This window comes from Solihabitans fulvus (assembly GCF_008386585.1).
Lineage (GTDB): Bacteria > Actinomycetota > Actinomycetes > Mycobacteriales > Pseudonocardiaceae > Solihabitans > Solihabitans fulvus.
Genome location: NZ_VUOB01000006.1, coordinates 26576 through 52288 on the forward strand (window position 1 = coordinate 26576; position 25713 = coordinate 52288).

Here is a 25713-nt window from a genome sequence, read left to right on the forward strand (position 1 = left end):
CCAGGGTATGGGCCAGCGTGCCGAAGCCCAGTTGGTCATAGCCACCGCTGTTCGGACCGTAGTCGCCGCCACCGTCCTCCGGCCGCACCCGGGCGACGTAGGCGGCCCGGAAGCAGTTATGGGACATCAACATCCTGACTGCGTCGATGCCGGACGATCCCGAGGGTGGCGGAAATCCGCAGCTCACGACGGGCGTGCATTCATGCGGATGCCGTACGAGCCTCGTCAGGGACTGGCACGGCGCACCACGTCCGGCGAACTGGCCTCGTGGTGCTGCGGATACTCTGCTTCGGTGAATCGGCGAGCTGACAGCCATGCTCTTGCCACGGCCGCGCGGGAGTGCGAGGCGTTGCGGCATGCGGTGACCCTGGCCGAATGGCTTGGGGCGCAACGGCCAGTGACCGCCAAGGGGGTGCTCCGGCGCGCGGATGTTCCGCTTGCCGGCCGGGCACTGGATATCACGGTGCCGCAGCGGGTGCGCAGCGCGGGCGATGTGCCCGAGCTTCACTACCCGTGGACGGCGGCGCTGGCCATCGGGCTGCTGGCGATCAGCCGCGACCAGGCCGTGCCAGGTCCAGCGCTGTCCCAGTGGCGGTCGCTCACGGGCGACGACGTGCTTGATAGCTGGTCGCGGGCGTTGGCGGCGGTACTAGCGGACGTGTTCCCCGATGACGGGGACGGGGCGGAGTCCCTGGAGATCGGGCGGCTGGTGCTGACGGCGCTGGCCACCGATCCCGCGCCGACCGGCGCCGACCTACTGACGGTGATCAATCAGACGATCATCAGTTCGGACTACGCCCTCTATCGGACATTCAACCGCGGTATCGGAGTTCGGGACGCGGCCGAGGTCGCGGTCGAATTGCTGGCCGCCTTCGGCGCTGCAACCGGCAAGAGCGGTCGGTGGAGGGTCACTCCACTCGGTCGATGGGTGCTGCCGGTCCTCGGCGCTCGCGGCACCGCGCTGCTCGGTTCTCCCGAGGCTCAGGGCGAGATCGTCGGGAGCTGTCAGCTCAAGATCACCCTGCGGCATGTGCGTCCGCCGTGCTGGCGCAGGGTGCTCGTCCCAGCGTCGGCCACGCTCGGCGATCTCCACGAGATCATCCAGATCGTCTTCGTCTGGGACGACGATCATCTGCATGGGTTCACCGTCGGCCGCCGGCAGTACGGCGACCCGTATTTCGACGCCGAGTACGACGAGGGCACGATCACGCTGGGTGAGGTGTTCGACCGGGGCCGCAGGTCGATCTCCTACCTCTACGACTTCGGTGCCAGTTGGCTGCACGACGTCGCGCTGGAGAGAGTCGTCGAGCCGGATCCGACCACCAGCTACCCGGTCTGCGTAGACGGCCGCGGCGACGCGCCGGTCGAAGACTGGTGCGAGGACGACGACGCCCCTGCCTGGACTCCCTTCGACAGGGCCGACATCAACACCCAACTCGCTCGCCTGGTTGACGGCACTCGGGAGTGCGCGGCGCAGTTACGCGACGACATCGAGGTCATCCTGACCGATGCCGACGGGGAGGCGGCGGAAGTGACCGCGTTCGTCACAGTGCTGGAGGAGGAGATCCCCTTCCCGGTTCCGGCCACGCTGCTGGGCGCGCCGGTTATCGTCACCGGGCTGGAGGAGGACGACGCCACCTTCGACCTTCGCGCCCGGTGCAGAGGCAAGGGCGCGGACGGGCTGGTGTCCTTCGCTGACCTGGAGTTCCGGCCGGGCACCGTTGATGCCTGGCTGCATGCCGCCTACCTCGCTCACCTCGGCCGGCAGTTTCAGTCGGTCACCCGGCCTGGTGGCTGGGCGGGACTGGATCGCTGGAAGTCGTGAGCGCGTCACGAGGTCGGCCGGCTCGGCTGGGCTGGTCGTCGGGGTGACACCATATGGGTCCATGACTGTGGTCGAGGTGACCGAACGGTCCGTGCGGGAGTTAACCGACTCGCGCTCGTTTGAGCGGGGGCGGGCGTACTTCGACGCGGGCCAGGTGCGCAGGTTCACGATCGACGGGAGGTCGGTGACCGCGACGGTGGACGGGACGAGCGTCTACCGGGTGCGGCTGGACATCACGGCGAACGGACTCAAGGGCCGCTGCTCCTGCCCGTATGGGCAAGAAGGGGTGTTCTGCAAGCACTGCGTCGCGACGGCTCTGGCCTGGCTGGATGCCGGCGGCGAGGTCGGCGAACCGCGCGCACAGCCGGTCACCGACGATCGGTTGCGCGAGTTCCTGCTTGGCCAGGACCGGACATGGCTGGTGGATGAACTGCTGGCCGCGGCGCGGGCTGATTCGGTGTTGCGGGCGCGCCTGGATGTCGCGGCCGGGGCCGACGCGCGCACCGCCTATGACGATCGAGCGCTGCGGGAACGCCTGGAACGCGCCATCGAGATCGCCGACTTTGTGGAGTACGGCGCCGCGTACTCCTATTTCCACGGAGTCGACGAGGCGTTGGACGAGGTGGCCGGTCTGGTCGACGCGGGCTTTGTCGATGTGGCGGCGAAACTGGCCGAGTACGCGTTGGAACTGCTGGAAGGCGCGGCCGGACAGGTCGACGACTCCGATGGTGGCCTTCGGGAGGCCATCGGCCGGGCGGAGGAGATCCATCTGGACGCGTGTGCCGCCGGCGACCCTGGTCCGGTCGCGTTGGCCGAGTTACTGGTCGGACGTGCGCTGGCCAGCGACTACGAGGTGTTTCTGAACGCAATGCCGGACTACGCGCCGATCCTGGGGCCGGCCGGCATGACCCGCTACCGGGAGTTGGTCGAGAGGGCCTGGCGCGACCTGCCTCCCAAGCAACCGCACGACTACAGCAGTCGGCGGTTCGTGGTCACCTACCTGATGGAACGGCTGGCCGAATCCACTGGTGGCGCCGACGCGCTGATCGAGGTGCTGGCCCATGACGTGGCCAGTGGCTATGACGTTCTGCGCATCGCCGAACGGCTGTGCGCGGACGGTCGTGATGACGAGGCGCTGGCGTGGCTGGAACGTGGTTTGGCGGAGTTTCCGCCGGAGGAGCGGCTGCGGTCGCTGGCCGCGGACTGCCACCGTCGCGCCGGACGCCTGGTGGAGGCGGGGGAACTGCTATGGGCGAATTTCGCGGTCGGGCCGAGCCTGGACGGCTACATCGCGCTGCACAATGCCATCGGCGAGGGGTTTCCGTCCTGGCGAGAGCGGGCGATCGAGCTGTTGCGGGCCCAGCCGGCGGCGTCGGCCAGGTTCACCCCGACGCCCTATATGCGTCCTGCCGGGCATTCCATGTTGGTGGAGGTGCTGCTGTGGGAAGGTGATACTGACGCGGCCTGGCAGGCGGGCGTGGACGGCGGCTGCCGAGACGACCTGTGGCTCCGGTTGGCCCGTGACCGCGCCAACACCCATCCGGACGATGCGACCCCGATTCTGCTCGCCGCTGCGGACCAGGCGATCGGTCACAAGAACCGCGACGCCTATCGCACCGCCGCACGTCTGCTGGCGGAAGCCGGTCGGCTGTTCGCCCAATGCGAGCGGGCGGACGACTTCCAGTCCCATCTGGCCGCACTGCGCACGACGCACCGTGCCAAACGGGCGCTGCGCGAGGAACTCGACCGAGCCAACTTGCCGTGAGCAGCCGTCTCCCGGCAGCCGGTTCACCGGGTCGAGTTCGCACAGTCGTTCTCCTTTCGGGATGACCCGGCTGAGCGCCCGCGATCGTCAGTCACCTTGCGTGACACGAGTTGACCGCGCCTGCTGCGCAACGATGCGTCGAGGGGAACAATCCAAACATGCGTTACCTCCGAGCCGTCGAGAAGCTGCGGTTGCTGGCTGATGCGTGCCAGCGGGCGACACGTCTGCCGATCGAGGAGCCGTTCCTGCGGGCGGCGTACGTCTTCGGTGAAGTCCTCGACGGTGTTGAACCCATCGAGTCGGTTCGGGTTGCGTTCGCGCTCGACCTGCCTCCTGACGAGGTTCCCTGGCGCTCGCAGCCGCAGGGGACAGCGTGGCTGGTGGACAGCCTGCGGCTGGACAAGGGCGGCTTCACGTACTGGTGGCGATCCCGGCACGAGCCGGTGTGGAACCACGCCATCCGTGGGCCCGTCCGGATCTGGTCGCTCGACGGACCCGACGAAGCCGTGCTGGCCGCCCTACGCGACCGCCGATTCGCGGATCTGCCGAGGATCACGGCAAGCCCAGCCGAACTGCGATGGCGCACCCACGCGGAACTCGACCGGGCGCTGGGGCAACTCCGTGCTGTCCACCAGAAGTACTGGGATCGTGACTGGCGCCACGAGCATCGAGGGCTCGGCCGCTATCCGGAGAATCCCCTCTGGGAAGCCGCGGACGGCTATCTCGATCTCCTGGAGAACGCGCACCGTCTGGGCGAGGAGCAGGACGCGGACGGCCTGTCCGCCGAGTGAGATACGGCGGCCGCACCGCGGAGTACGGTGGCGTGGCCTGGCCGCGTCGTCATGAGGACGAGGATGACGATCTCTTCGAGGACTGAGGCGTTGCGAGTCGCTTTCGATGGCGCGGTCAGAGTATGTTGTGACACAAGACATGTCCGGCTGGAAGCCGGACCTTCACATTGAACCTGCTGGAGCAGAACTGGAGCAGGGATGTGCGTTGAACCTACAGTGAACTGCGCTGCGCGGCACTTAAGTGCAGTGACGGCAACGGGTTTGACGTGGCGATTCTCTGTTTCCGCTGGCGGGAAGCACTGTCCACATCAGACTGGCAGTGTGAGGGTCAGGGGTTCGAGTCCCCTCAGCTCCACTCGTGCTAGGCACACGAACGAACCCCGCTGACCTGCACCAACCCTCAGGTCGGCGGGGTTTTTGCTGTCTGGGAACGATCATCGTGTGATCGCCGTGTGACGCCGAACTGGAGCACGGCCCCGAACCCCGCGAAACAGGGGCACGGCTCTGCTCCACCCCATTCGGGTAGTTCCAGGTGGTACGCCTCTCGGGTCGCCGCTGACGGTGCGAATGCGAGGTGGCTGCTCCGTCCGTGCCACGGATCCGCTCCGCCGACCTGAAACCCGACGGGACCACTCCAGTGGAATGCCCGCAGCTATTAGCATTCTCTGTCGTCCACACTGTTGATCTTGTATCGCAGAACTGCCGCTGATAACTCTGACACCAGGCCGAAAAACCTTTCGGTTGGTCGAGTGCACCCGCACAGATGAGCGAAATGCAGCGCAGGTATGCAACTGCCTCGAGAAAGTCGCGAACACACGCGTCTGGGTCGGGAACCGGACACCGGGACGGGGTGAAGAGATCGCCGTCAACAGTCAGGAGATCGCGAACAAGGGGCACGACATCGGCATCCTGCACCTGGCACGGGCGGTCAAGCAGCCGCAGAACATCGTTCGCTACGGCAGCGGTCCCGCGTTGATCAAGACCGGCGTCAACGTGGCCATCCGCGGTTGGGGTGCCGAGACCAAGGACGGCGATTCGCCGTCGCCGTCGCTCAAGGTCTGTTCGCTGAAGGTGGTGACCTCCGCCGAGGACCTCATGGACCTCACCGGTTTGAATGGGTTTACCGGCTACGGCGACTCCGGGGCCGGGGTGTGGGATGGCAGCGTGGTCCAGGGCATCGTGTCTTACGGTGATCAGACATCGGGAACGGTCGCAGTGCCCACCTCGCTGGTCGCCGACTGGATCCTCAGTGTTACTGGCTTCCTCGGAATCCCCTCCTGAGCACTACGACTCCACGGCCATTCGGAATAAGGACGACGCTGAATTCGGCCATGGTTACGACGGATACAAGAAGGTGCGCGCCGCGCGGCCTGTCGGCAGTTGAAGGCCGAGGGCGGCACAGCGCGGGTGAATTCGAAAGATAATCGCAACACGGTCATTCGGCGTAGGTCGGGCGGCCCATCCACCAGTTGCCGGGCGCGGCGGGGTCAGTGCTGGTCCAGAACTCGACGAGCCCGTCGACGAACTCCCGCGTGGTCAGGTAGCCGTTCGCGTTGGTGTCGAGGTGGGCGAACGCCTCGTTGATCGCCTCGTCGGTCAGATCGGGAAACAGGGGCCGCTGGAAGGTGCGGAACTCGGTCAGACCTACCTGACCGTCGCCGTCGGTGTCGGCGACGGCCAGGTAGGTCTCGGCGATCGCGCCGAGGACGGAGCGTGCCTGCGGGTCGACGGCGAGTGTGGTGGTCGACGCCACGAACTGCTCTCGGGAGATCGTGGCGCCGCCGCCGGGGATGTGCGGTGCGTGCACCTCGCGCCAGATCCGCACGAAGCTTTCGGTGATCCGCTGTTCCTGCGGGGAACCGAGGGCGTGGCCGAGCGCCCCGGCCACCCGTTGTCCCATCAGGACGTGGTCCTGTTCGGTCAGCAACCCGTCGCCGTCGACGTCCAGGCGATCGAACCCGTGATTGATCTTGGCGTTCAGAAAGTCCGCGTCCGACATGTCCGCGACCCTGCCGCCAGCGCGGCCGGCGGGGCAAGACCGAGGGGCAGATCCGGTGCGCTGTCACTCGTTCGCGACCCCTTCCGGGTGGAGCTCGCCCGCTGGATGGCCGCCTTCGGTCGACTGCTCGACCGACACCTCGGACAGGCCGAAACGGTCGAGGCTGGATCGTCGTGTTGCCGATCGAGCCTCGACCGTTCCGGGTTGTGCGTGGAGGTCAGTTCAGCGTGATGTCGTCGAACTTGGTGTAGGTCGGGTCGCCGGCGTAGTTGTCGTCGTGGCTGGTCAGGGTCAGCGTGTAGCTGTGGCCAGCGGTCACAGTGCCGGTGGCCTGGGTCCAGGCGCCGGTGTTGGTGCACGTCTTGGCCAGGACCGTGGTGGTGGTGCCGGTGGTGTTGTCCTTCAACGTGACCGTCGCCCAGTCATAGGTGAGCGTGTCCGGGCAGGACACGGCGTAGTAGAGCGACAGGGTGCTGGTGCCGGTGGGCGCGGTGAAGGTCTGGGCGATTGAGGAGTCGCCGTTGGTCGGCGCGGTTCCGCCGGCCTGCGCGGCGTAGGTGCCGGTGTGGGCGCCGGAGTTCACGACGCTGGTCGTGCCGGTCGTGGTCCAGCCCGACAGGCTGCCGGTCTCGAAGTTGCCGTTGGTGATTCCGCCGGGCGGCGGTGTGGTGCCGGTGAGGGTCACGTCGTCGAACAGCGTGTACGTGGGGTCGCCGGCGTAGTTGTCGTCGTGGCTGATCAGGGTCAGCGTGTAGCTGTGGCTCGCGGTCACCGAGGCGGTGGCCTGGGTCCAGCCGGCGCCGTTGGTGCACGTCTTGGCCAGGACCGTGGTGGTGGTGCCGGTGGTGTTGTCCTTCAACGTGGCCGTCGCCCAGTCATAGGTCACGGTGTCCGGGCAGGTCACGTTGTACCAGAACGACAATCCCGAGTTGTTGGCCGGAACGGTGAAGGTCTGGGCGATGGAGGAGTCGCCGTTGGTCGGTGAGGTTCCGCCGGCCTGCGCGGCGTAGGTGCCGGTGTGGGCGCCGGAGTTCACGACGCTGGTCGTGCCGGTCGTGGTCCAGCCCGACAGGCTGCCGGTCTCGAAGTCGCCGTTGGTGATTCCGCCGCCGCCACCGGTGGTGGTCACGGTCAGGGAGTAGCTCGCGGTGTGCGAGACGGTCCCCTCCGTGCCGGTGATGGTGATCGGGTAGGTGTTGGCGGGCGTGGACGCGGAGGTCGCGATCGTCAACGTCGAGGAGTTGCCGGCCGTGACCGAGGCCGGGTTGAACGACGCGGTCGCCCCGGTGGGCAGGCCGCTGGCGGTCAGCGAGACGGTGTCGGCGGTGCCGGACGTGACCGCGGTGCCGATGGTGCTGGTGGCCGAGGAGCCCGCAGTCACCGACCCGGAGGCCGGGTTGGTGGAGATGGAGAAGTCGTTGCCGCCGGTGCTGGTGCAGCCGGGCAGGGTCAACGAGGCGTTACGGGTGTGCCAGTTGACCGTGCCGTTGGAGTTGGGGATGTACTCGTGGGTGTACCAGAGCGTGCAGTCGTCGGCGGGATCCACGCTCATGCTGGAGTAGTCGCCCCAACGCGAGAGGTTGGTCTGCGACCCGCCGCCGGAGAAGATGGTGGTCTCGCCCTGGGTCATGGTGCCCAACGCGTCCGCCGCGAGCCGGCCGGTCACCCGGATCGAGGGGAAGGTGCTGGAGCTGGAGTCGGTGTAGCCCAAGGCCATGTTGCCGGCCTTGTCCATCGCGATCGACCCCAACCAGCGGTAAGTGGAGTCGGGCGCGTAGGTGCCCTGCTGGTACACGGTCGGGTTGCCGTTGGCGTCCAGGCGGAACTCGTACCAGCGTTCGCCGGTGGAGCTGCCCGCGGTCACCGAGTGGCTGACGACCAGCGACTGGTGGTCGCCGAAGTTGCGGTAGGCAAGGCGGAACATCAGGCGGTCGGCCAGCGAGTCCAACTGGTTGCTGGTGCCGCTCTGGGGGATGCAGGTCCCGCCGCCGCAGGCCGCGCTGTAGGAGGCGACGGTGAGGGTGCTTGGACCGGTGAACGTGGTGTTCGCCGGGGTGGTCCAGTCGACGTGGAAGCGCCAGGAGGCCAGCGTCGTGCTGGTCGTGCCCAACGCCAGTTGGACGTTGTCCGCGCCAGCCGGTGGCGCGGTGGTGCCGTCGACGTCGGCGGCCAGGATGCCGCCGTAGGCGTTGGAAGTGGTGAAGCACTGCTGAGTCGCCGGGGTGCCGTTGAGCATCGCGGCACGGTTCATCGCACAGCTCTGCGCACCGTTGAAGGTGCTGCCACCGCCGCCGAACATGTTGTAGGTGATGTAGTAGGCGTCCGGCCAGGTCGACAGCTTCGGGTAGTCCGGGAAGTCGGCGTACTGGAAGGAGTACCGGTTCCAGGAGCCGGTCGCGTCGGAGGTCTGGCTGACCGCGACGCACTCGTAGTACGGGCCGGAGCTTGACCGCACGTTGGCGAACTGCGTGATCACCCAGCGGCCGGCGAGGTTGTCGTAGCGGACCACGCCGTCACCGTCGTCGGTGGTCTCGCACGCGCCGCCGAAGCCGGTGAACAGGGTGTTGGTGTTGGCCGGGCCGTAGGTGGTGGTGCCGGTCTTGGAGAACACCGCGAAGCCGCTGTTGACGAGCTCCATGAGCTGGGTCGCGCCGACCGCGGAGTTGGGGTCCGGGGGTGTGCCGGCGGGGGTGAACGTGCCGGCGGGGCCGGAGAAGCCCTGGCCGAGACCGTCGAAGTTGGCGCCGACGGTGGGCGCGTGCGCGGTGCCTGGCGTGCTCTGCACGACCGGGTCGTGGGCGGGGCGGGTCGAGTGCGGCAGGGTGCCGAGCGTGTCCGCAGGGCCGGAGGGGTCGTGGGTGGTCAGGTGCGCGGGGATGCTGGACAGGCGGGGCGAGGTGTCGTTGTGCAGTTGGTTGATGATGGTGGAGTTGCGGTGGACCGAGGGTGTCGCGGGGTGTTGGTCGGCTTGGGCGATGGGTTGGGTGACGAACAGCCCGACGGTCGACGCGGCGAGGAGTGCGGCGGCGACCGACCGGAAGGTCGGTAATCTCATGTGGGCTCCAAGAACTGGCGCCCGCAGGCAGCAGGGCGCCCTCGCAGGATTCGGAGCAGGGTGCGGTTCGAACAGGCCGTCGCCTGACTGACGATGGTCGAGCGGAGCGTAGGTCGTGAATGCGTGCGGGGACAATGGCGTGCAGGCGGCCCCGGTGGCCCGGCGGAATACTTCTCGTCACCGACGGATACTTGCGGTCGACGCTGAGTCTGATTGACCTATCGCGAATGGCGTGAAGTGGACAATCGCTTGAGTTCCGGTTCTGGCAACAGTCAACGTTGTTGGTTGCCCTGGACCGGTCCAGGGCGGCGGTCACCTCGGCTGTGGCACGACCGGCGGGGTGGACGTGGTCTGACCAGCACTTCGCGGTGGCCTGACAGGGTCTGCGGCACTATGCCTGGAGGAGGCGTTCGGCGTCGCTCGCATTCCACTTTTTCGGAACAAAGGGTTCTAACAGGCTATACCTGGCTAATCTTCTCTCGGTTCGTCGTGCTCGGTGGGTTGGATTGCCTCTGCTGCGGTCCGTTGTAGGTCAACATTTCGAGCGTCGATATTCTTTGATCACGTGGCGATGGCAACTGTGAAGGTTCAGTACAACTCGACTGGCTCTTGTATCGGGGGCCGATAACTCCGGAGAATGCCGCTGGCTCGCTTCCTTCCCCTGCGACATGTCGGCGTCGGCGGGTTGCCTCGACGTGATTGTCGTGTGCGCCGACAAAGGAGCCCGGCATGCGATCATTGCTGGCACGATCATTGTTCGCGGGGGTGGTGTTCGCCGCGACCGCGTTGTCGGTCGTGCCCACCGCCTCAGCCAACCCGACGCCCACCGCCGCGCCACGCGCGAGCGCGATCACCAACGGCGATTTCGAGACCGGCAACCTGACCGGATGGACCTCCACCGGCACCACCGCGGTGGTGAACTCCGGCGCGCACGGCGGAACCTATGCCGCGCGGGTCGGCTCGACCTCGCCCGGCGGCGCCTCGTCGATCGCCCAGACCTTCACCGCGCCGACCGGCGCGACACAGTTGTCCTTCTACTACAACGTGTTCTGCCCGGACACCGTGACCTACGACTGGGCCACCGCCACGCTCAAGGACAACACCACCGGCACCACGACCACCCCGCTCGGCAGGACCTGCGTCAACGGTTCCGGCTGGAGGCAGGTCACCGCCACGGTCACGGCCGGCCACGGCTACACCCTCACGCTGGCCAACCGCGATGACAACTACCCCGGCGACCCCACCTACACGCTCTACGACGACGTCACCGTCAACGGCGGCACCACGGGCAACGACTTCTCGATCGCCGACAACCCGTCCTCGGTGACGGTCGTCCAGGGCAACTCCGGGACCTCCACCATCTCCACTGCGGTGACCTCCGGCTCGGCCCAGACGGTCGCGCTGACGGCATCCGGACTGCCCTCGGGCGCGACCGCGACGTTCAACCCGTCCTCGGTGACCTCGGGCGGCTCGTCCACGCTGACGATCGCAACCGCCGCGGCCACCCCGACCGGGACCAGCACCGTGACGATCACCGGCACCGGAACCTCGGCCACGCACTCCACCACGCTGTCGCTCACGGTCACCCCGCCCGGCGGCGGTGGTCTGGTGAAGATCTCCAGCGACCCGTTCACCGACACCGACGCCCAGCACGCCACCCAGGTCGAGCCGGACACCTACAACTGGGGCAACACCGTGGTCTCCACCTTCCAGGTGGGCCGCGTCTTCGGCGGCGGCGCCTCCGACCTTGGCTGGGCGACCAGCACCGACGCCGGCGCCACCTGGCAGCACGGCATGCTGCCCGGCATCACCGTCAACCAGGGCGGCGGCAGCTACGCGCAGGTCAGCGACGCCAGCGTCGCCTACGACGCGCGGCACGGCGTATGGATGATCTCCGGGCTGCCCATCGACTCCGGCGGCAGCGCCGCCGGCGTCACGATCAACCGCTCCACCGACGCCCTCACGTGGGGCAACCCCGTGCAGGCGGTGGGTTTTGACGGGCAGGGCTACGACAAGAACTGGACGGTGTGCGACAACACCTCCACCAGCCCGCACTACGGCAACTGCTACATCGAGGCCGACATCACCTCGTCGGGCAACGCCGAGATCATGTCGACCTCCAGCGACGGCGGCCTGACCTGGTCCGCCGCCGCATCGCCCTCGGACGGCTCCACCGGCCTCGGCGGGCAGCCCGTGGTGCAGCCCAACGGAAACGTCGTCGTGCCCTACTCCACCAACGGCAGCTCGCTGCGGGCCTTCACCTCAACTGACGGCGGCGCGTCCTGGGGCGGCAGCACCTCGATCGCCACCATCACCTCGCACCAGATCCAGGGTGGTCTGCGCGCCGACATCGGGCTGCCCAGCGCCGAGATCGACGCCGCCGGCACGATCTACGTGGCGTGGCAGGACTGCCGGTTCCGGTCGGGCTGCCCGGCCAACGACATCGTCTACTCGACCTCGACCAACGGCAGCACGTGGTCGGCGGTCACCCGCATCCCGATCGACGCAACCAGCAGCACCGTCGAACACATGCTGCCCGGTATGGGCGTCGACCACGCCACCTCCGGGTCGTCCGCGAAGTTGGGCGTCTACTACTACTTCTATCCCAACGCCAACTGCTCCGCGTCGACGTGCCAGCTCGAGGCCGGCTACATCTCCTCGACCAACGCCGGTTCGACCTGGAGCGCCGCGCAGACCGTCGCGGGGCCGTTCAGCCTGAATCTGATCGCGAACACCAGCCAGGGCACCATGGTCGGCGACTACATCTCCACCTCCGTGGTCAACGGCAAGGGCATCGGCGTGATCGCCGTCGGCAAGGCGCCCACGAACGGACAGGCCTTCGACGAGGCCATGTACGTGGTCGCCGGCGGCCTGGCCGTCACCGGCGGCGTCAACCGCGCCAGCTCCGACGGCGCCTATCCCGTCCACCCGCGCACCACGCGCCTGACGTCAACGAAGTGATTTCGACGCCGTAGCAACGAATTGTGGGGCCGGCCGCACTGCATTCGCGACCGGCCCCACGCCGCTTGCCTATAACGAGGAGGTGCGATGAACCGCCGCACCATGCCCTCCGCGCCGCGTAATGATCGGCTCTGGCCACGAATCCTGACCCTCGCAGGGCTCGCGGCCGTCCTCGCCGCGTGCACCGCCAGAACCGACGGTCCCACCACCGGAAGCGAACCAACGGCAACGCCTGGCTCGTCGAGGCCGTCGACCTCCCGGAGCGAGTCGGTGACCACTCCGCCAGCCAGCTCGCCGTCATCGGCGTCAGCCGCAGCTGGACCGTGCCCGAACGCCCGCGAGCTCCGCATCGTTGCCGCGGAGACACCCGTGCCCGTGTGCCTGGCCGTGCACGCCACGCTGCACCTGACCTCGGAACCCTCGCCCCTGCAACCGTGGAGCCCGCTGCGCAGCTCCGACCAAGGCGTCCTGACCTGTACCAGCACGCCCCACGACGACGGCGCGATTACCGCTACCTGCACCGCACTGCGGTCCGGCACCGCCACGATCACGACCGTGACCACACCCAAGCTAGGCGGCCCCAGCGGACCCCAGCAGTTCCAGTGGCAGCTCACCATCACCGTGTCCGGCTGACGGTCGAACCGCTTAGCGTTGCTGTGCGATGGCACCGTTGCTGGGCTGCCACATTTCGTAGTTGCCGCACTCTGCCGTGATCTCGGCCGCAGCCTGGGCTGCGGTGAAGAAGTCGTCGACCACGGGTGAGAGATGCGCTGCCGCCACGGCGAGGCATACCTGGTCTGGCGCCAGATCTGGGACGGGCACGTAGGTGACGTGCGGATGCGTGTAGAAGACGACCGCCGATCGCGCCAGGAACGAGATGCCCCGGCCGGAGGCGACGTGCTCGAGCGTTTCGTCCACGCCGCGAACCAGGTATCCGGCGTTGACGTGCGGGCGCCTGGTGGGCTGCGTGCTCGCGTCGGGATGCCACAGCAGCGGCTCGCCGGCCAGGTCGGCCTCGGTGACTTCTTCCTTGCCGGCCAACCGATGGCTGCTGGGCAGGACCGCTACGCGCGGCTCGGTGTAGAGCGGAACGACGCGCAGGCCGGCCTCCTCAATGGGCAGCCGCACGTAGCCGATGTCGATGCGGCCGTCGAGCAACATCTCGGCCTGCTCGTCGGCTTCGATGCGTTGCACGTCGACCGGCACATCCGGGTGCCGGACGGCGAACTGGTGTATCGCAGGGGCGACCGCGACGCCTGCCCGGAAGCCAACCATGATCCGCCGGTTGCCCCGCGCTGCCGCGGTCACTCGGCGGCGGGCCGCGTCGGCGGAGGCAAGCAGTGGGGCGGCGTCGGTCAGCAGCTGCGTGCCGGCGTCGGTCAGCGTCACCCCGTGGCTGTCCCTGGTGAACAGCGCGGTGCCGAGATCCTGTTCGAGCGCGCGGATCTGTCGGCTCAGCACCGGCTGCGCGATGTGCAGCTGTTCGGCGGCGCGGCCGAAGTGCAGCGTGCCGGCGACCGTGACGAAGTAGCGCAGCTTGCGCAGATCCAGATCCATCTGGGCCTCCCAGGGTCCGGCAATGCCACCAGGGTATCGCCGCGGACGAAAGAGGTCTTGGACAGCAACGCGGACCGGTGACAACCATGGATGTCGAGCGCCGCGCAGACGCCTCAGCGCGGCCTTTCACCCACTCTCGTAAGGACACGTCGTGCGAGTTCTTGTTACTGGCGGGACCGGTCATACCGGTTCCTACATCATCCCCGAGCTCATCGCCGCCGGGCACGAGGTCACCGGCCTGGCCCGCTCGGACACGGCCGCGACCGCGTTGTCCGCGCTCGGTGCGACGGTGCGTCGCGGCGACCTCGAGGATCTCGACGGGCTCAAGGAGGCAGCGGCGGACTCCGACGGCGTCATCCACGTCGCGCAGAGGCAAGACCTGCTCCGCACCGGCGGAATCGACGCCGTGGCCGCCGCGGAGGTCCCGATCATGCTCGCCTACGGCGAAGCGCTTGCGGGAACCGGCAAGCCGCTGGTCGCGGCAGGGAGCATCGGCTCGCCGGGGAACCTGGGCCGGCCGGCCACCGAGCAGGACCCGGCCCTGCCCGGCGGCGAGGAGCACGCGGGCACCCTGCGAGTCCGCAACATCGTGGAGACCACCGTCATCGGCCTGGCCGAGCACGGTGTGCGGTCGTCGATCGTGCGGATCGCCACCATCGCGCACAGCACGACCGATCAGCACGGCTTCCTCCAGCGGCTGATCGCGCTCGCGAAGGAGAAAGGCGTCGTCGGCTACCCCGGAGACGGTGCCAACCAGTGGAACGCCGTGCACGCCCGCGATGCCGCCTCCCTGTTCCGCCTGGCTCTGGAAAAGGGCGCGGCCGGCAGCTACTGGCACGCGGTCGGAGACGGCGCCATCCCGTTCCGCGACATTGCGGAGGCCATCGGCAGCCGACTCCGCCTGCCCGTCGTGAGCATCCCCGCAGACGTCCTGATGGTGCCGGGCTACTTCGGGTTCCTCGCGAACATCGTCACGAAGAGCTACCCGGCGTCCAACCTCATCACCCGCAAGACCCTGGGCTGGGAACCCGCCCAGCCAGGCCTACTCGACGGTCTGGACAACGGCCACTACTTCCCCGCCAGCTGAGGCGGGATCACCGAGGAACTCTGGCGCACGAAGGCCGCGTTCGAATCGAGAACAGAACAGGAAGAGGGCACATCTCATGAGCGGCATCACCCTTATCGGTACGGGGAACATGGCCCGGACGATCGGCACGCTCGCGGTGGCGGGCGGCAACACCGTCGAGGTCATGGGGCGCGATCAGGCCAAGGCCGATGATCTGGCCAAGGCTCTTGGCGGCGGTGCGACGACGGGCAAGTGGGGCGCCGTCCCGGCCGGGGACATCGTCATCACGGCCCTGCTGTACGACGGTGTCGTTCCGGTCGTCGCCGAGTACGGAGACGCACTCGCGGGCAAGGTCATCGTCGACATCAGCAACCCCTTCAACGCCACGTTCGACGGACTGGCCCACAGCGAGGAGACCTCGATCGCGCAGGAGGTCGCCAAGGTGGCTCCGGCCAGCGCCAGCGTGGTGAAGGCCTTCAACACCATCTTCCGTGACGTCCTGGAGAAGGGCCGGCCTAACGTCTTCATGGCGGGCGACAACGCACAGGCCAAGGCGGAGGTGGCGGCATTCATCACGAGCCTCGGGCTGCGCCCACTGGACGTCGGCGGCCTGACAATGGCGCACTGGCTGGAAGGCGTCGGCGTCGTCACGGTGGGCCTCGCCGGCAACGGGGTCGGCCACTGGGACTTCGCCTTGGGTGTCACCGAGTTCTCTGGCTGAGCGCGACCGCGCTGTCGGCCGGAGTTGACCAACTAGTGGGCGAGGTTGACCTGTTCCCTGTGGTGGTCGCCCTTCTCGATCAGGTCGACGAGCCCGAGGGCGTAGTCCGCGGCGGAGATCGCGCCGCCGTCCTCGGGTTGCACCGTGACCTCGTCGCCGAGCCGATAGCGACCGAGTCGTTCGGCGGGCATGTGCGCGCCGAACCTGAGCGCCGGGCTCACGTAGACCCAGTCGAGTGTCGCGGGCGTGGCCGGGAGATCCTCGATGATGAACGCCGCTCCGTCGCGGATCTCGTCGTGGAGCTCTGCGGGGATGAGGCTGAGGTGGCTGGGATCGGTGACGAAGCGACCCGCCCCGGGCGCAGGGCGGAGCGACGAGGCGCCGCCGACGATGAAGAGGCGTACGCCCGCGGCATCGGCCAGACGCGCGATGGTGCGGTGGACGTCGCGGGCGTGGCCGACCACGGGGCCGCGTGGGGCGATTGCGTCCACGACGATGTCGGAACCCTCGATGGCCGAAGAAAGCGTTGCGTCGTCGGTGGCGTCGCCTTGGACGTAGGTCACGCTCGGGGTGGGCGCGTCGGGGAGAGCGCGGCTCAGCGCGGTGACCTGGTGACCGCGAGCAGCGGCCTCCTCAGCGATGGCCGAACCGGCATAACCGGTGCCGCCGATGACGGTAATGCGAGACATGGGGCGCCTTTCTACGGGAGGTGGCGTCGGGCGACGCGCTGTGATTACCGTATGAGGGCAGCTCTCCCTCGGGAAGAAGGCACCTTGTGGTAACCACTCCGGCCGAGTCGGCGCTCCGCGACAGCCCCTATCACGCGGACTGCCCGACTCGTCACATCCTGGATCGCATCGGCGACCGTTGGACGGTGCTCATCGTGGGCGCCCTCTGGGATCGCAGCAACCGCTTCTCGGAGTTGCGCCGACGCATTGAGGGCATCTCGCAGAAGATGCTCACCCAGACTCTCCGCGGGCTCGAACGGGACGGGCTCGTGCGCCGCACCGTCTACCCCGAAGTTCCGGTCCGCGTCGAGTACGCGCTCACCGAGGCGGGCCGCACCCTGCGCAAGCCGTTGCGCGCGCTGGAGGAATGGTCGATCGCGCACCTCGGCGATGTGTCCGCGGCACAGAAAGCCTACGACCGCGCGGATTGACCTCCTCCTGACTCCGCGGATCGCGACAAGTGACGCGAGCTACCGGGGTGCCGGGCCGACGGAGTTCCGCTCTACCAACGAAACTCCGATCGTCACCGGCCGCTCCGGGCGTTCGCCGCGCACTGTTCAACAGGGCCAACGAGAAAGTGTGGGTCAGCACCATCAACCCGCGCGACTACCACCACGCGATCGTGCAGTGGGACGGCGACACCGCCGCCCAGAAGACCTCCTGGATGGTCGGCAACGACGGCAACCGACGCTGGATCCCCGACCTGGCAACCTTCCAGTGCCTCCACGACACCGGCTCAGGCAACGCGATCTCGGCGTCCAGCGACGTCCTCGACACGCTGCCCAACCTCAACAATGTGTGGGCGACGTGCGGCGCCGACCGCATCGGCGTCAACGGCGCCCTCGAGGAGAACAGCTACCTGCAAGCCGGAGGCTATCGGCTCACCATCACCTCCACTGAGGTCGACCTCACCAACAACGGGCACCTGGTGTGGGCCAACACCATCCGTGCCGGCGCTCAACTCAAGCTCCAGACCGACGGCAACCTCGTCAGCTACAACGCGGACGGCACCGCGCACTGGGCGACCAACACCGTGGGCAGCGGCGCCGCCTGGCTCGTCCTCGGCACCGACGGATCCCTACGCCTCTACAACGCGGGAGGACGACAGATCTGGTCCGGCTGAGGAACAAAAGCCCAATGCTCAGTGTCGCGTGACCGCGTGCTGAATGTCGGCGGTGGCGGCGTTGTCGCGCTGGGCCTCGATGTCGGCCAGACGCTGCCGCAGGGTGCCCGTCATCAGTTGCCAGGCGTCGGTGCCAAGGGCGAGACGGCGTGGCGGGTTCGCCGACTCCGCGGCGCGGATGATGGCCGCGACCGTGTTCTCCTGACTGTCGGGCATCTGGTCGACCGGGATCGGCGCCTGGTCGGCCGGCCCGCCTCGGTATGGCGCGCTGACGGGCACCCTGGTGGCCGCGTCGAAGAAGCCGGTGCGGACCATGCCGGGCTCGACCAGCGTGGTGCGGATCCCGAACGGCTCCACCTCGGCGGCCAGCGCGTCGAAGAACCCCTCGATGCCCCACTTGGTCACGTGGTACAGCGAGAACCCCGGAAAGGTGAGCTGGCCGCCCATGCTCGACATCTGCATCAGCAGCCCGCCGCCCTGGGCCCGCAGCTGCGGCAGCACCGCGCGAGCGAGGTGGATCGAGCCGGTCAGGTTGGTCGCGATCATCTGGTCGATCTGCGCGCCGGTCAGATCTTCCGCGGTGGCGAACACGCCGTAGCCGGCGTTGGACACGACGACGTCGATGCGTTCGTGCGTCGCGAATGCCTCGTCGACCACGGCGTGCAGCCGCGTGGTGTCCGTGACGTCCAGCGCGCGGACCCACAGCCGGTCGCCGAAACGCGCCATCAGGTCGTCGAGTTGCTCCGGGCGACGCAGGGTGGCCGCGACCCGGTCGCCGCGTTCGAGCGCCTGCTCTACCAGTTCGCGCCCCATGCCGCGGGAAGCGCCGGTCACGAACCAGGTCCTCGTCATGATGGTTTTCTCCTCATTTGGCGGAGTTCGTCCGCTCGTCTGTTGTTGGCAACTCCGATACTGGCAACCGAAAATCCATGCGTCCAATGAGAGTTTCGGATGTCAGCGATACGTCTTCCGTATGGCTAGGGTGGGCGCATGAGTGAGCTGACCCTGACCGGGCTGCGGGTCGTGCGGGAGATCGCGCTGACCGGATCGTTCACCGCGGCGGCGCGGCTGCTTGGCTACACGCAGCCGACGATCTCGCGCCAGGTGGCCGCGATGGAGGCCGCCGCGGGGGCCCCGCTGTTCGTTCGCGCTGGCCGCGGCGTGCGGCTCAGCCCGGCCGGCTCCGTCGTCGTGGAGCACGCCGGCCGGATCCTGGCCGGGGTGGAGACGCTGCGGCAGGACCTGGCCGCCCTGGACGACCGGGTGGCCGGCAGGGTCGCACTCGGCGCCTTCCCGTCGGCGACCGCAGTGCTCGCGCCCCTGGCGCTGGCACGGCTGCGGGTAGACCATCCACGCCTGGAGGTGGCCCTGACCGAGGGGCCGACGCCCACCCTGCTGCGGCAGCTGCGGGCGGGCCGGCTGGCGGTCGCCGTCATCGGGGCGGGCGCGGGGTTGCCGGACTACGACCTGGCCGGCCTCGACCAGCAGATCGTGTTCGCCGGCGGGTTGTGCGTTGCGGCGCCCGCCGGACACCGGCTGGCCGGCGCCGGCAGCGTCTCGGTGGCCGAGCTGACCGGCGAAACCTGGATCGCCGGCGAAGGTGCGGGCGGGGAGCCGCAGTTCGGGGCCTGGCCCACGCTCACCGATCCGGTCATCGGCCACGTCGTGCGCGGGTGGCCCGCGCGGCTGGGCCTGGTCGCCGCGGGGCTGGGCCTGTGCCTGGTGCCCGAGGTCGCCGCCCGGTCCATCCCGGCCGGTGTGGTCACCGTCGACGTCGACGACCCGAGCTGGCTGGGCCGGATGGTCGTTGCCCTCACCGCACCGGCTCCCGGCGCCGAAGCCACCGCGGTGGTCGGTGCGCTACGCCGCGCAGGCGAGGACATCCGCCTCCGCCGCGACGAATCGGCGCACCAGCACGGGTGACAATGGGTCCATTGTGGACAGACTGTCGCTCGGGATCTTGCTCTAGCCGTCGGACGCGAGGCGGTCGAGCCATTCCGTGAGGAGGTGTTGTTCGGCGTCGCTGAGCGTGGTCTGTTCGGGCAGCGCGGCGCGTAGGGCTCGGGCCGCGCCGGCAGGGCCCGCGTGTCGCACGGCCGGCTTCTCGGTGGTGACGGCGGTGACCATCGACTCCCGCATGGCGGTCAGCAGGGCTGGGTTGCGTTGGTCTTCGGGCAGCGACAGCCAGGTGAGCACGGCGCCGCGTGCGGTCGCGTGGATGAGTGCGGCGGCGAGCTGTTCGTCGACCCGGAGCCAGCCGCCGGCGGCGAGGCGGCGGATGCGGCCAAGCAGAATCTGCATGCCGGCCCGGAACGCGGCCGAGTTCGTGCCGCGCCTCGGCTCGCCGTACATGATCGCGTACAGCGCGGGGTTGGCGAGCCCGAACTCGACGGCAAGGTCCCAGCCCGCCCGCAGGTCCTCGATCGGGCCGTCGGGATGGGGATCGACGCGTTTGGCGGCGAGGAAGGTGGCGTAGCCGTGCTCGGCCACGGCGTCGAGCAGGCCGTCCATGTCGGCGAAGAAGCGGTAGATCGCCGGGGGCTGCACCCCGGCCGCCGCCGCGACCGCACGGGTGGTGACCGCGCTGCTCCCCTCGCGGGCGAGGAGGTCCGCGGCGGCCTCGATCACGCGCTGCCGGATGAGCTCACGCCCGCCGGCCTCCGCCGCGGCGTCGGGGGAGTGGTCCCGGTTGGTCCTCGTAGCCATGAAATCAACGATACCGCCACCTCTGGACCGGCGGAAGTATCACTGATACCGTCGAATTGATTCCACTGGAACTGATTGAGGAGAGGCAATGTCGGAGAAGATGCGCATCGTCGGTCTCGAGGAACACATCGCGTTGCCCGTCATGCTCGACGCGTGGGCGCGGGCGGGGGTGCCGCAGATCCCGCAGCTGGGCTACGGCGACGAGCCGATCGCGCGGCGCCTGCGGGACGGCGCGGACCAGCGTCTGTCCGATATGGACGATCAGGGTCTGGACGTCGCGGTGCTGTCACTGGCCACGCCGGGCGTGCAGAACCTCACCGCGGCGGACGCCGTGAGCGTCGCCCGCGAGGCCAACGACACGCTCGCCGAGATCGTCGCCGGCCATCCGGATCGCTTCCAGGCGTTCGCGACCATCCCGACCCCGGTGCCCGACGCCGCAGCCGAGGAACTGGAACGAGCGGTCACCCAGCTCGGTTTCCGGGGCGCGATGCTCTACGGGCGCACGGGCGACAAACTCGCCGACGCGCCGGAGTTCGACGACCTCTACGCCACCGCCGAGCGGCTGCGGGTGCCCCTGCACTTCCACCCGCAGACGCCCGTCAAGGCGGTCCTGGATGCGTACTACTCCGGGCTCGGTGACGTCGGCATGGGGCTGGCCACCGCCGGACTTGGCTGGTACTACGACCTTGGAGTGCAGTACCTGCGGATGATCTTCTCCGGGGTGTTCGACCGGCACCCCGACCTCCAGGTGATCGCGGGGCACTGGGGCGAGGTCGTCCTGTTCTACCTCGACCACGCCGGGATCATGGCGCCCAATGCGAAGCTGGAGCGACCCCTGGCCGACTACTTCCGCCAGAACTTCTGGGTGGCGGGCAGCGGCACCGTGAGCGAGCGCTACCTGCGGTGGACGGCCGAGGTCGTCGGAACCGACCGCATGATGTACTCCACCGACTATCCCTACACCTATGGCACCCGTCCCGGCGGCTTCCCCTTCCTCGACACCAGCGGCGGAGTCGCGCGGTCGTTCCTGGAGCAAGCGCCGTTCACCCAGGACGAGAAGATCGCCATCGGGTCGGGCAACTGGGAACGACTGACCGGGCACCTGGCCGCCGGTCGCGGACGTCAACCGGTGGCCTGACACACCAGCATCAGTGGCTACGCGCCATCGTGTGGAAGGCGTTGGCGCCCGCGCCTGGTCACGTAGCCGACCGCGGCCACGATGGCGGCGGTGCCGACGAGGGTGACCGGGCCGGTGCCGATGCCGAGGCCGCCGTCGTCGGCAGGCCCGGCGAACCAGTCGGCGTAGGAGGCGCCCAGCGGGCGGGTCACGATGTAGGCGAACCAGAACGCGGCGATCGCGTTCAGGCCGATGGTGCGGTGGGCGAGGGCGGGGATCGCGATGATGACGGCAAAGAGGATCGTCGAGGACAGATAGCCCAGGTGCAGGGTCTTGGCGGTCAGGTCGCCGGTCGCGGTGCCGAGGGCGAAGGTGGCGAGAACCGTTGCCCAGTAGAACGATTCCCGTCGGCGGGTTGTGACGGTGCGGATGGACAGGGTCCTTTCGGTGGCGTACCAGGCGGCGAACAGGCCGGCCACGATCAGGGCGTACCCGATGGTCAGGGCGAGGTACGGCACGCCGAACCCGACATGGACGACGTCGGCGGCCATGGTGCCGAAGACGCTCACCATGCCGACGGCCGACCAGTAGATCCAGGGCACGTAGCGCCTGACGCGGAACTGTGCGACGAATGCCGCGATCAGGGCGGCGAGGCCGAGCAGGATCGCGACTGGCGGGGCGAGGTGGTGGAAGAGGAAGTCGGACGTGGTTTCGCCGACGCCGGTGGTGAGGACCTTGATCACCCAGAACGCGATGGTGACCTCGGGAACCTTCGACGCGACGCGCTGGACCTGGTCGAGCTGCGGGACATGGGACGGCATCGTGGGCACTCCGGGTGGTCGGAAGTGGATATGCCCGAGGATGGACCGCAGCGCCTTACAGGACGCTTTCCGTTGTTGTCGCAGGGAGTTCGACGCTCACCCTGGCCCCGCCGTCGGGCGCGTCGGTCACCGCGATCGTTCCGCCGTGGGCGCGGGCGATCTCCCTGGCGATGGCCAGGCCGAGGCCGGTGGAACCGCTCGCCCGGTCGCGGCTGGTGTCCAGCCGCACGAACCGGTCGAACACGCGCTCCCGGTCGGCCAGGGGAATCCCGGGCCCGTCGTCGTCGACGTGGACGACGAGGCGCTCGCCGGCCCGGTGGCCGCTGACGTCGACGTGGTGCGCGGCGTGGCGGGTGGCGTTGTCGATGATGTTGCGGAACAGCCGTTGCAGCTGGCTCGGATCGCCGGCCGCGACGAGCTCCGGTCCGATGTGGACGGTCACTTCGACCGCGTGCGGCGCGAGGGTGGCGTGGATGCCGTCGAGCAGCTCCCCGACATCGACCGGCCTGCGGTGGGTGAGGAGCTCGCCTTCGTCGGCCTTGGCCAGGGTGAGCAGCTGGTGCAGCAGCTCTTCGAGCCGGATCGTCTGGTCGGCCGCTCGCGCGCCGATCTCCGGCCACGGCGCCTTGTCCGGATGCGCCAGTGCGACTTCCAGGGTGGTGCGGATGGCGGCGAGCGGGCTGCGGAGCTCGTGTGAGGCGTCGGCGACGAAGCGGCGTTGCCGCCGGGCCGCGGCGTCGAGCCGGTCGAGCATGTCGTTCATGGTGTGGGCGAGCCGGCGGATCTCGTCGTCGGTGCCTGGTTCGGGCACGCGGCGGGTGAGGTCGACGGAGGTGATCTCGGTGACCGCGCTGCGGATCCGCTCGACCGGTTTCAGGGCCCGGCCGACGATCAGCCACACCGCGCCGGCGGCCAGGAGCAGCGTGATGGGGATGGCGGTCAGCAACCGTCCGGCGGCTTCGGTGTCGAGCATGGTGAGCAGGCCGGTCGTGGTCACGGTGACGATCGTGACGGGGGTGGCGTGCACGGTCGCGGGGACGGCGAGGACACGGACCTCGCCGGTCAGGACGCGGTCGGCGGCCGGCTGCCGCACGGGTTGCGACGAGCCGGCCGGCAGGAGGTAGAGCGCACCGGCGCCGGTGAGGGCGTGGCTGGCGGCGAGCACGCGGCCGTCCGCGCCGAGCACCTGTGCCTCGGCGTTGGCGTCCAATGTGGATGGTGGAAGCGTGCTCGGCCAGGTGCCGGCCGTCCCGGTCTGCGCGATCTCGGTGCTGTAGGTGCGCAGCTGGCTGTCGATGTCGGCGCGGATGGATTCGCGCTGGAGCAGGTACAACAGGGCGATGCCCAGCACGACAAGGGCGGTGATGACGAGGCTGGCCACGATGGTGACGCGGGCGCGCAGGGTGCGCACCCGCAACCGGCGACGGTGCGGGGCCGGCGGCCGGGCGGGAGTGTTCATGCGTGCTCGTCCGGGACGAGGTATCCCTCGCCGCGCACGGTCTGGATGACGGCGTGGCCGGTGGGCGGGTCGATCTTGCGGCGCAGCCGGTGGATGTGCACCTCCACGGCGGCCGGGCCACCGTCGTAGGCGCTGTCCCAGCAGTGCTCGAGCAGCTCGGTCTTGGACACGACGTGGCCTCGGCGGCGCAGCAGGTACTCCAGGACGGCGACCTCCCGGCTGGTCAGTTCCACCGGAACGCCGTCGCGGGTGACGGTCCGGCTGGCGGGGTCGAGGGTGAGGCCGGCCGCGGTGAGCTGGGCCGGTCGCTCGGGCAGCCCTCGGCGGGTCAGGGCGCGCAGGTTGGCGAGCAGGACGGGATAGGAGAACGGCTTGGCCAGGTAGCCGTCGGCACCGCTGTCCAGCCCCTCGGCGTGGTCGAGGTCCTCGTCCATCGCGGTGAGCATCAGGATCGGCGTCCAGATGCCACCCTCGCGCAGCCGCCGGCAGATCTGGTAGCCGTCCATGCCGGGCAGCATGACGTCCAGCAGGAGGACGTCGTGCGCGGTCTCCTGCGCCTTCCACAACCCGTCCTCGCCGTTGGTGGCGACGTCGACGGTGTAGCCCTCTGCTTGCAGGCCCCAGGTCAGGGAGGCGACCATGGCGGGGTCGTCCTCGACGATCAGGATGCGCATGGCGTCAGCATTCCCTATATCGCGTCCAGTGGCCGGTTGTTGGTGCGCGGGCCGAGCACGCCGACGGCGACGACCATCAGGAACAGCAGCAGGGCGCAGCCGAGGTAGAGCCCGCCCGCCCCGATGCTGGCCAGTAGCGCGACGGCCACGATCGGCAGGACCGCGCTGACCAGGCGGGAGGCCGCATAGGGGAGGCCGATCGCGGTGCTGCGATTGGCGGTGCGGAACAACTCGGTCTGATAGATGTGCACGACGTTGGACTGCACGACGGTGCTCACGGTGGTGGCGACGCCGGCGCCGATCAGCACACCGAGGTTCGTCCCGAAGCCGAACGCGATGCCGAACACCGCCGCCGCCAGCGTCGAGGCGATGACCAGGGTGCGCCGTTCGAACCGCTCGGTCAGACCCACCGACACCAACGAGCCCAGCGGGTAACCGAGCGCCGTCAGCGCCGCGTAGGTCAGCGAATGCGCGAGGTCGAATCCCTTGGCCAGCAACACGATCGGGGCAATCGAGGCGAAGGCGTAGAACCCGACCGGCGTGAGCAGCCACATCAGCCACATCAGCAGTGCGCGCCGCCGGTACCTGCCGGGGTCCGGTGGCGCAGGCGCGGCCGCGGCCTGGGCGGGTTGCTCGACCGGTGGCCCGGTCTCCTGTTCGATCGCGGCGAGGACGCGCTCGGCCCCGGCGGCCCTGCCGGTGGCGGCCAGCCAGCGGGGCGATTCGGGCAGGCGTCGGCGCGACAGCCACACCACGAAGCCACCACCCGCGGCCAGGATCAGCAGCCAGCGCCAGCCCGCCACGCCGAGCACGGCTCCGGTGGCGGACTTGGCCAGGATGCCGGCCACCGGCGCGGCCGTGAGCCCGAGGGTGTAGCTCCAGGCGATGTAGCGACCGCGCCGCCGGGCGGGCAGCAGTTCGGACAGGTAGGTGTCGACCAGCGTCAGCTCGGCGCCAAGTCCGACGCCGGTGAGGACGCGCAGGACGAGGAAGACCGCCAGGTTTGGGGAGAACGCGGCGGCCAGGGACAGCGCGGCGTAGGCGATCAGGTTGATCTGGAACATCGTCCGCCGGCCGAGCCGGTCGGCCAGCGGCGCCAGCAGCAGGGATCCGGCCATTTCGCCTAGGAACACCGAGCCGACGATCAGCGATCTGTCCACTGTGGTCAGAGTCCACTGGGCACCGAGCAGGACGCTGAAGAAACTTCCCAGCGCGACTTCGAAGAAGCTGAAGAAGGCACCAAGTCCGATCAGGACCACCATCCTGCGGTGCCACCGGGACAGGGGCAGCCGGTCCAGCCGGTCGGCGACGGTCGAGGCCACGACGTTGTTCCGCATGGAGAACT

At 68.9% G+C, this 25713-nt stretch carries 22 protein-coding genes; 12 read left to right on the forward strand and 10 right to left on the reverse strand.

The features are described 5' to 3' along the window. Window positions 1–7 precede the first annotated feature (7 nt). The 4 genes from F0L68_RS04690 (at window position 8) to F0L68_RS04705 (ending at window position 5662) form a co-directional block, all read left to right on the forward strand. Complete coding sequence (locus tag F0L68_RS04690) at window positions 8–1825, forward strand: plasmid pRiA4b ORF-3 family protein (RefSeq protein WP_223198496.1); 1818 nt, start codon at window positions 8–10, stop codon at window positions 1823–1825. Between the two features lie 61 nt (window positions 1826–1886). Beyond that, window positions 1887–3590 (forward strand): SWIM zinc finger family protein, encoded by a 1704-nt coding sequence (locus tag F0L68_RS04695; RefSeq protein WP_188316391.1) that lies wholly within the window; start codon window positions 1887–1889, stop codon window positions 3588–3590. A gap of 158 nt (window positions 3591–3748) precedes the next feature. After that, window positions 3749–4381 carry a DUF7711 family protein gene (locus F0L68_RS04700; RefSeq protein ID WP_149848167.1) on the forward strand — a complete coding sequence of 211 codons (633 nt, stop codon included), beginning with the start codon at window positions 3749–3751 and terminating at the stop codon, window positions 4379–4381. Between the two features lie 741 nt (window positions 4382–5122). After that, window positions 5123–5662, forward strand: coding sequence for a trypsin-like serine protease (locus tag F0L68_RS04705; protein WP_188316392.1), 540 nt, complete (start codon window positions 5123–5125; stop codon window positions 5660–5662). A gap of 154 nt (window positions 5663–5816) precedes the next feature. Here the strand turns inward: F0L68_RS04705 and F0L68_RS04710 are convergent, their stop codons facing one another. Next, on the reverse strand, window positions 5817–6380 hold the full coding sequence (locus F0L68_RS04710) for an EF-hand domain-containing protein (protein WP_149848169.1): 564 nt from the start codon (window positions 6378–6380) through the stop codon (window positions 5817–5819). A 217-nt stretch (window positions 6381–6597) separates the two neighbouring features. Beyond that, window positions 6598–9435 carry a hypothetical protein gene (locus F0L68_RS42145; protein ID WP_188316393.1) on the reverse strand — a complete coding sequence of 946 codons (2838 nt, stop codon included), beginning with the start codon at window positions 9433–9435 and terminating at the stop codon, window positions 6598–6600. A gap of 729 nt (window positions 9436–10164) precedes the next feature. On the opposite strand from F0L68_RS42145, the gene F0L68_RS44760 reads away from it, so the two are divergent. Then, window positions 10165–12396: an exo-alpha-sialidase gene (locus F0L68_RS44760; protein ID WP_149848170.1), complete on the forward strand. Its 2232-nt coding sequence runs from the start codon at window positions 10165–10167 to the stop codon at window positions 12394–12396. 369 nt (window positions 12397–12765) lie between these two features. Further along, on the forward strand, window positions 12766–13029 hold the full coding sequence (locus F0L68_RS04725) for a hypothetical protein (RefSeq protein WP_149848171.1): 264 nt from the start codon (window positions 12766–12768) through the stop codon (window positions 13027–13029). A 12-nt stretch (window positions 13030–13041) separates the two neighbouring features. Here the strand turns inward: F0L68_RS04725 and F0L68_RS04730 are convergent, their stop codons facing one another. Then, window positions 13042–13953 carry a LysR family transcriptional regulator gene (locus F0L68_RS04730; protein WP_149848173.1) on the reverse strand — a complete coding sequence of 304 codons (912 nt, stop codon included), beginning with the start codon at window positions 13951–13953 and terminating at the stop codon, window positions 13042–13044. A 151-nt stretch (window positions 13954–14104) separates the two neighbouring features. On the opposite strand from F0L68_RS04730, the gene F0L68_RS04735 reads away from it, so the two are divergent. Both F0L68_RS04735 and F0L68_RS04740 read left to right on the forward strand, forming a co-directional pair. Beyond that, entirely contained in the window at window positions 14105–15040 is a 936-nt protein-coding gene (locus F0L68_RS04735) for an SDR family oxidoreductase (RefSeq protein ID WP_149848174.1), read from the forward strand. Between the two features lie 76 nt (window positions 15041–15116). Beyond that, the gene (locus tag F0L68_RS04740; protein WP_149848175.1) at window positions 15117–15740 is read left to right on the forward strand and encodes an NADPH-dependent F420 reductase; all 624 of its coding nucleotides are present in this window, start codon (window positions 15117–15119) and stop codon (window positions 15738–15740) included. Window positions 15741–15772: 32 nt separating this feature from the next. Here F0L68_RS04740 and F0L68_RS04745 read toward each other — a convergent pair whose 3' ends face one another. Continuing rightward, window positions 15773–16429: an NAD(P)-dependent oxidoreductase gene (locus F0L68_RS04745; protein WP_149848176.1), complete on the reverse strand. Its 657-nt coding sequence runs from the start codon at window positions 16427–16429 to the stop codon at window positions 15773–15775. Window positions 16430–16515: 86 nt separating this feature from the next. Here F0L68_RS04745 and F0L68_RS04750 point away from each other — a divergent pair, with 86 nt between their 5' ends. Both F0L68_RS04750 and F0L68_RS04755 read left to right on the forward strand, forming a co-directional pair. Further along, window positions 16516–16899: a winged helix-turn-helix transcriptional regulator gene (locus F0L68_RS04750; RefSeq protein WP_149848177.1), complete on the forward strand. Its 384-nt coding sequence runs from the start codon at window positions 16516–16518 to the stop codon at window positions 16897–16899. A gap of 146 nt (window positions 16900–17045) precedes the next feature. After that, window positions 17046–17591, forward strand: a complete 546-nt coding sequence (locus F0L68_RS04755) for a hypothetical protein (RefSeq protein WP_149848179.1) — start codon at window positions 17046–17048, stop codon at window positions 17589–17591. Between the two features lie 18 nt (window positions 17592–17609). On the opposite strand, the gene F0L68_RS04760 is transcribed toward F0L68_RS04755, so the two are convergent. Next, window positions 17610–18443, reverse strand: coding sequence for an SDR family oxidoreductase (locus tag F0L68_RS04760; RefSeq protein ID WP_149848180.1), 834 nt, complete (start codon window positions 18441–18443; stop codon window positions 17610–17612). A 138-nt stretch (window positions 18444–18581) separates the two neighbouring features. On the opposite strand from F0L68_RS04760, the gene F0L68_RS04765 reads away from it, so the two are divergent. Further along, a complete protein-coding gene (locus tag F0L68_RS04765) occupies window positions 18582–19514 on the forward strand; it encodes a LysR family transcriptional regulator (protein WP_149848181.1) in 933 nt (310 codons plus the stop codon). A gap of 42 nt (window positions 19515–19556) precedes the next feature. Here the strand turns inward: F0L68_RS04765 and F0L68_RS04770 are convergent, their stop codons facing one another. Continuing rightward, entirely contained in the window at window positions 19557–20297 is a 741-nt protein-coding gene (locus F0L68_RS04770; protein ID WP_149848182.1) for a TetR/AcrR family transcriptional regulator, read from the reverse strand. Between the two features lie 88 nt (window positions 20298–20385). Here F0L68_RS04770 and F0L68_RS04775 point away from each other — a divergent pair, with 88 nt between their 5' ends. After that, window positions 20386–21435 carry an amidohydrolase family protein gene (locus tag F0L68_RS04775; RefSeq protein ID WP_149848184.1) on the forward strand — a complete coding sequence of 350 codons (1050 nt, stop codon included), beginning with the start codon at window positions 20386–20388 and terminating at the stop codon, window positions 21433–21435. 17 nt (window positions 21436–21452) lie between these two features. Here the strand turns inward: F0L68_RS04775 and F0L68_RS04780 are convergent, their stop codons facing one another. From F0L68_RS04780 to F0L68_RS04795, 4 genes are read right to left on the reverse strand one after another with little or no spacing between them, the layout of a single operon-like run. After that, complete coding sequence (locus tag F0L68_RS04780) at window positions 21453–22235, reverse strand: COG4705 family protein (RefSeq protein ID WP_149848186.1); 783 nt, start codon at window positions 22233–22235, stop codon at window positions 21453–21455. Window positions 22236–22290: 55 nt separating this feature from the next. Further along, a complete protein-coding gene (locus tag F0L68_RS04785; protein ID WP_149848187.1) occupies window positions 22291–23694 on the reverse strand; it encodes a sensor histidine kinase in 1404 nt (467 codons plus the stop codon). After that, window positions 23691–24368 (reverse strand): response regulator transcription factor, encoded by a 678-nt coding sequence (locus tag F0L68_RS04790; protein WP_149848189.1) that lies wholly within the window; start codon window positions 24366–24368, stop codon window positions 23691–23693. Before F0L68_RS04790 ends, F0L68_RS04785 begins: the two co-directional genes overlap by 4 nt. Window positions 24369–24382: 14 nt before the next feature. Further along, window positions 24383–25705 carry an MFS transporter gene (locus F0L68_RS04795; RefSeq protein ID WP_149848190.1) on the reverse strand — a complete coding sequence of 441 codons (1323 nt, stop codon included), beginning with the start codon at window positions 25703–25705 and terminating at the stop codon, window positions 24383–24385. Between the last annotated feature and the right edge of the window lie 8 nt (window positions 25706–25713).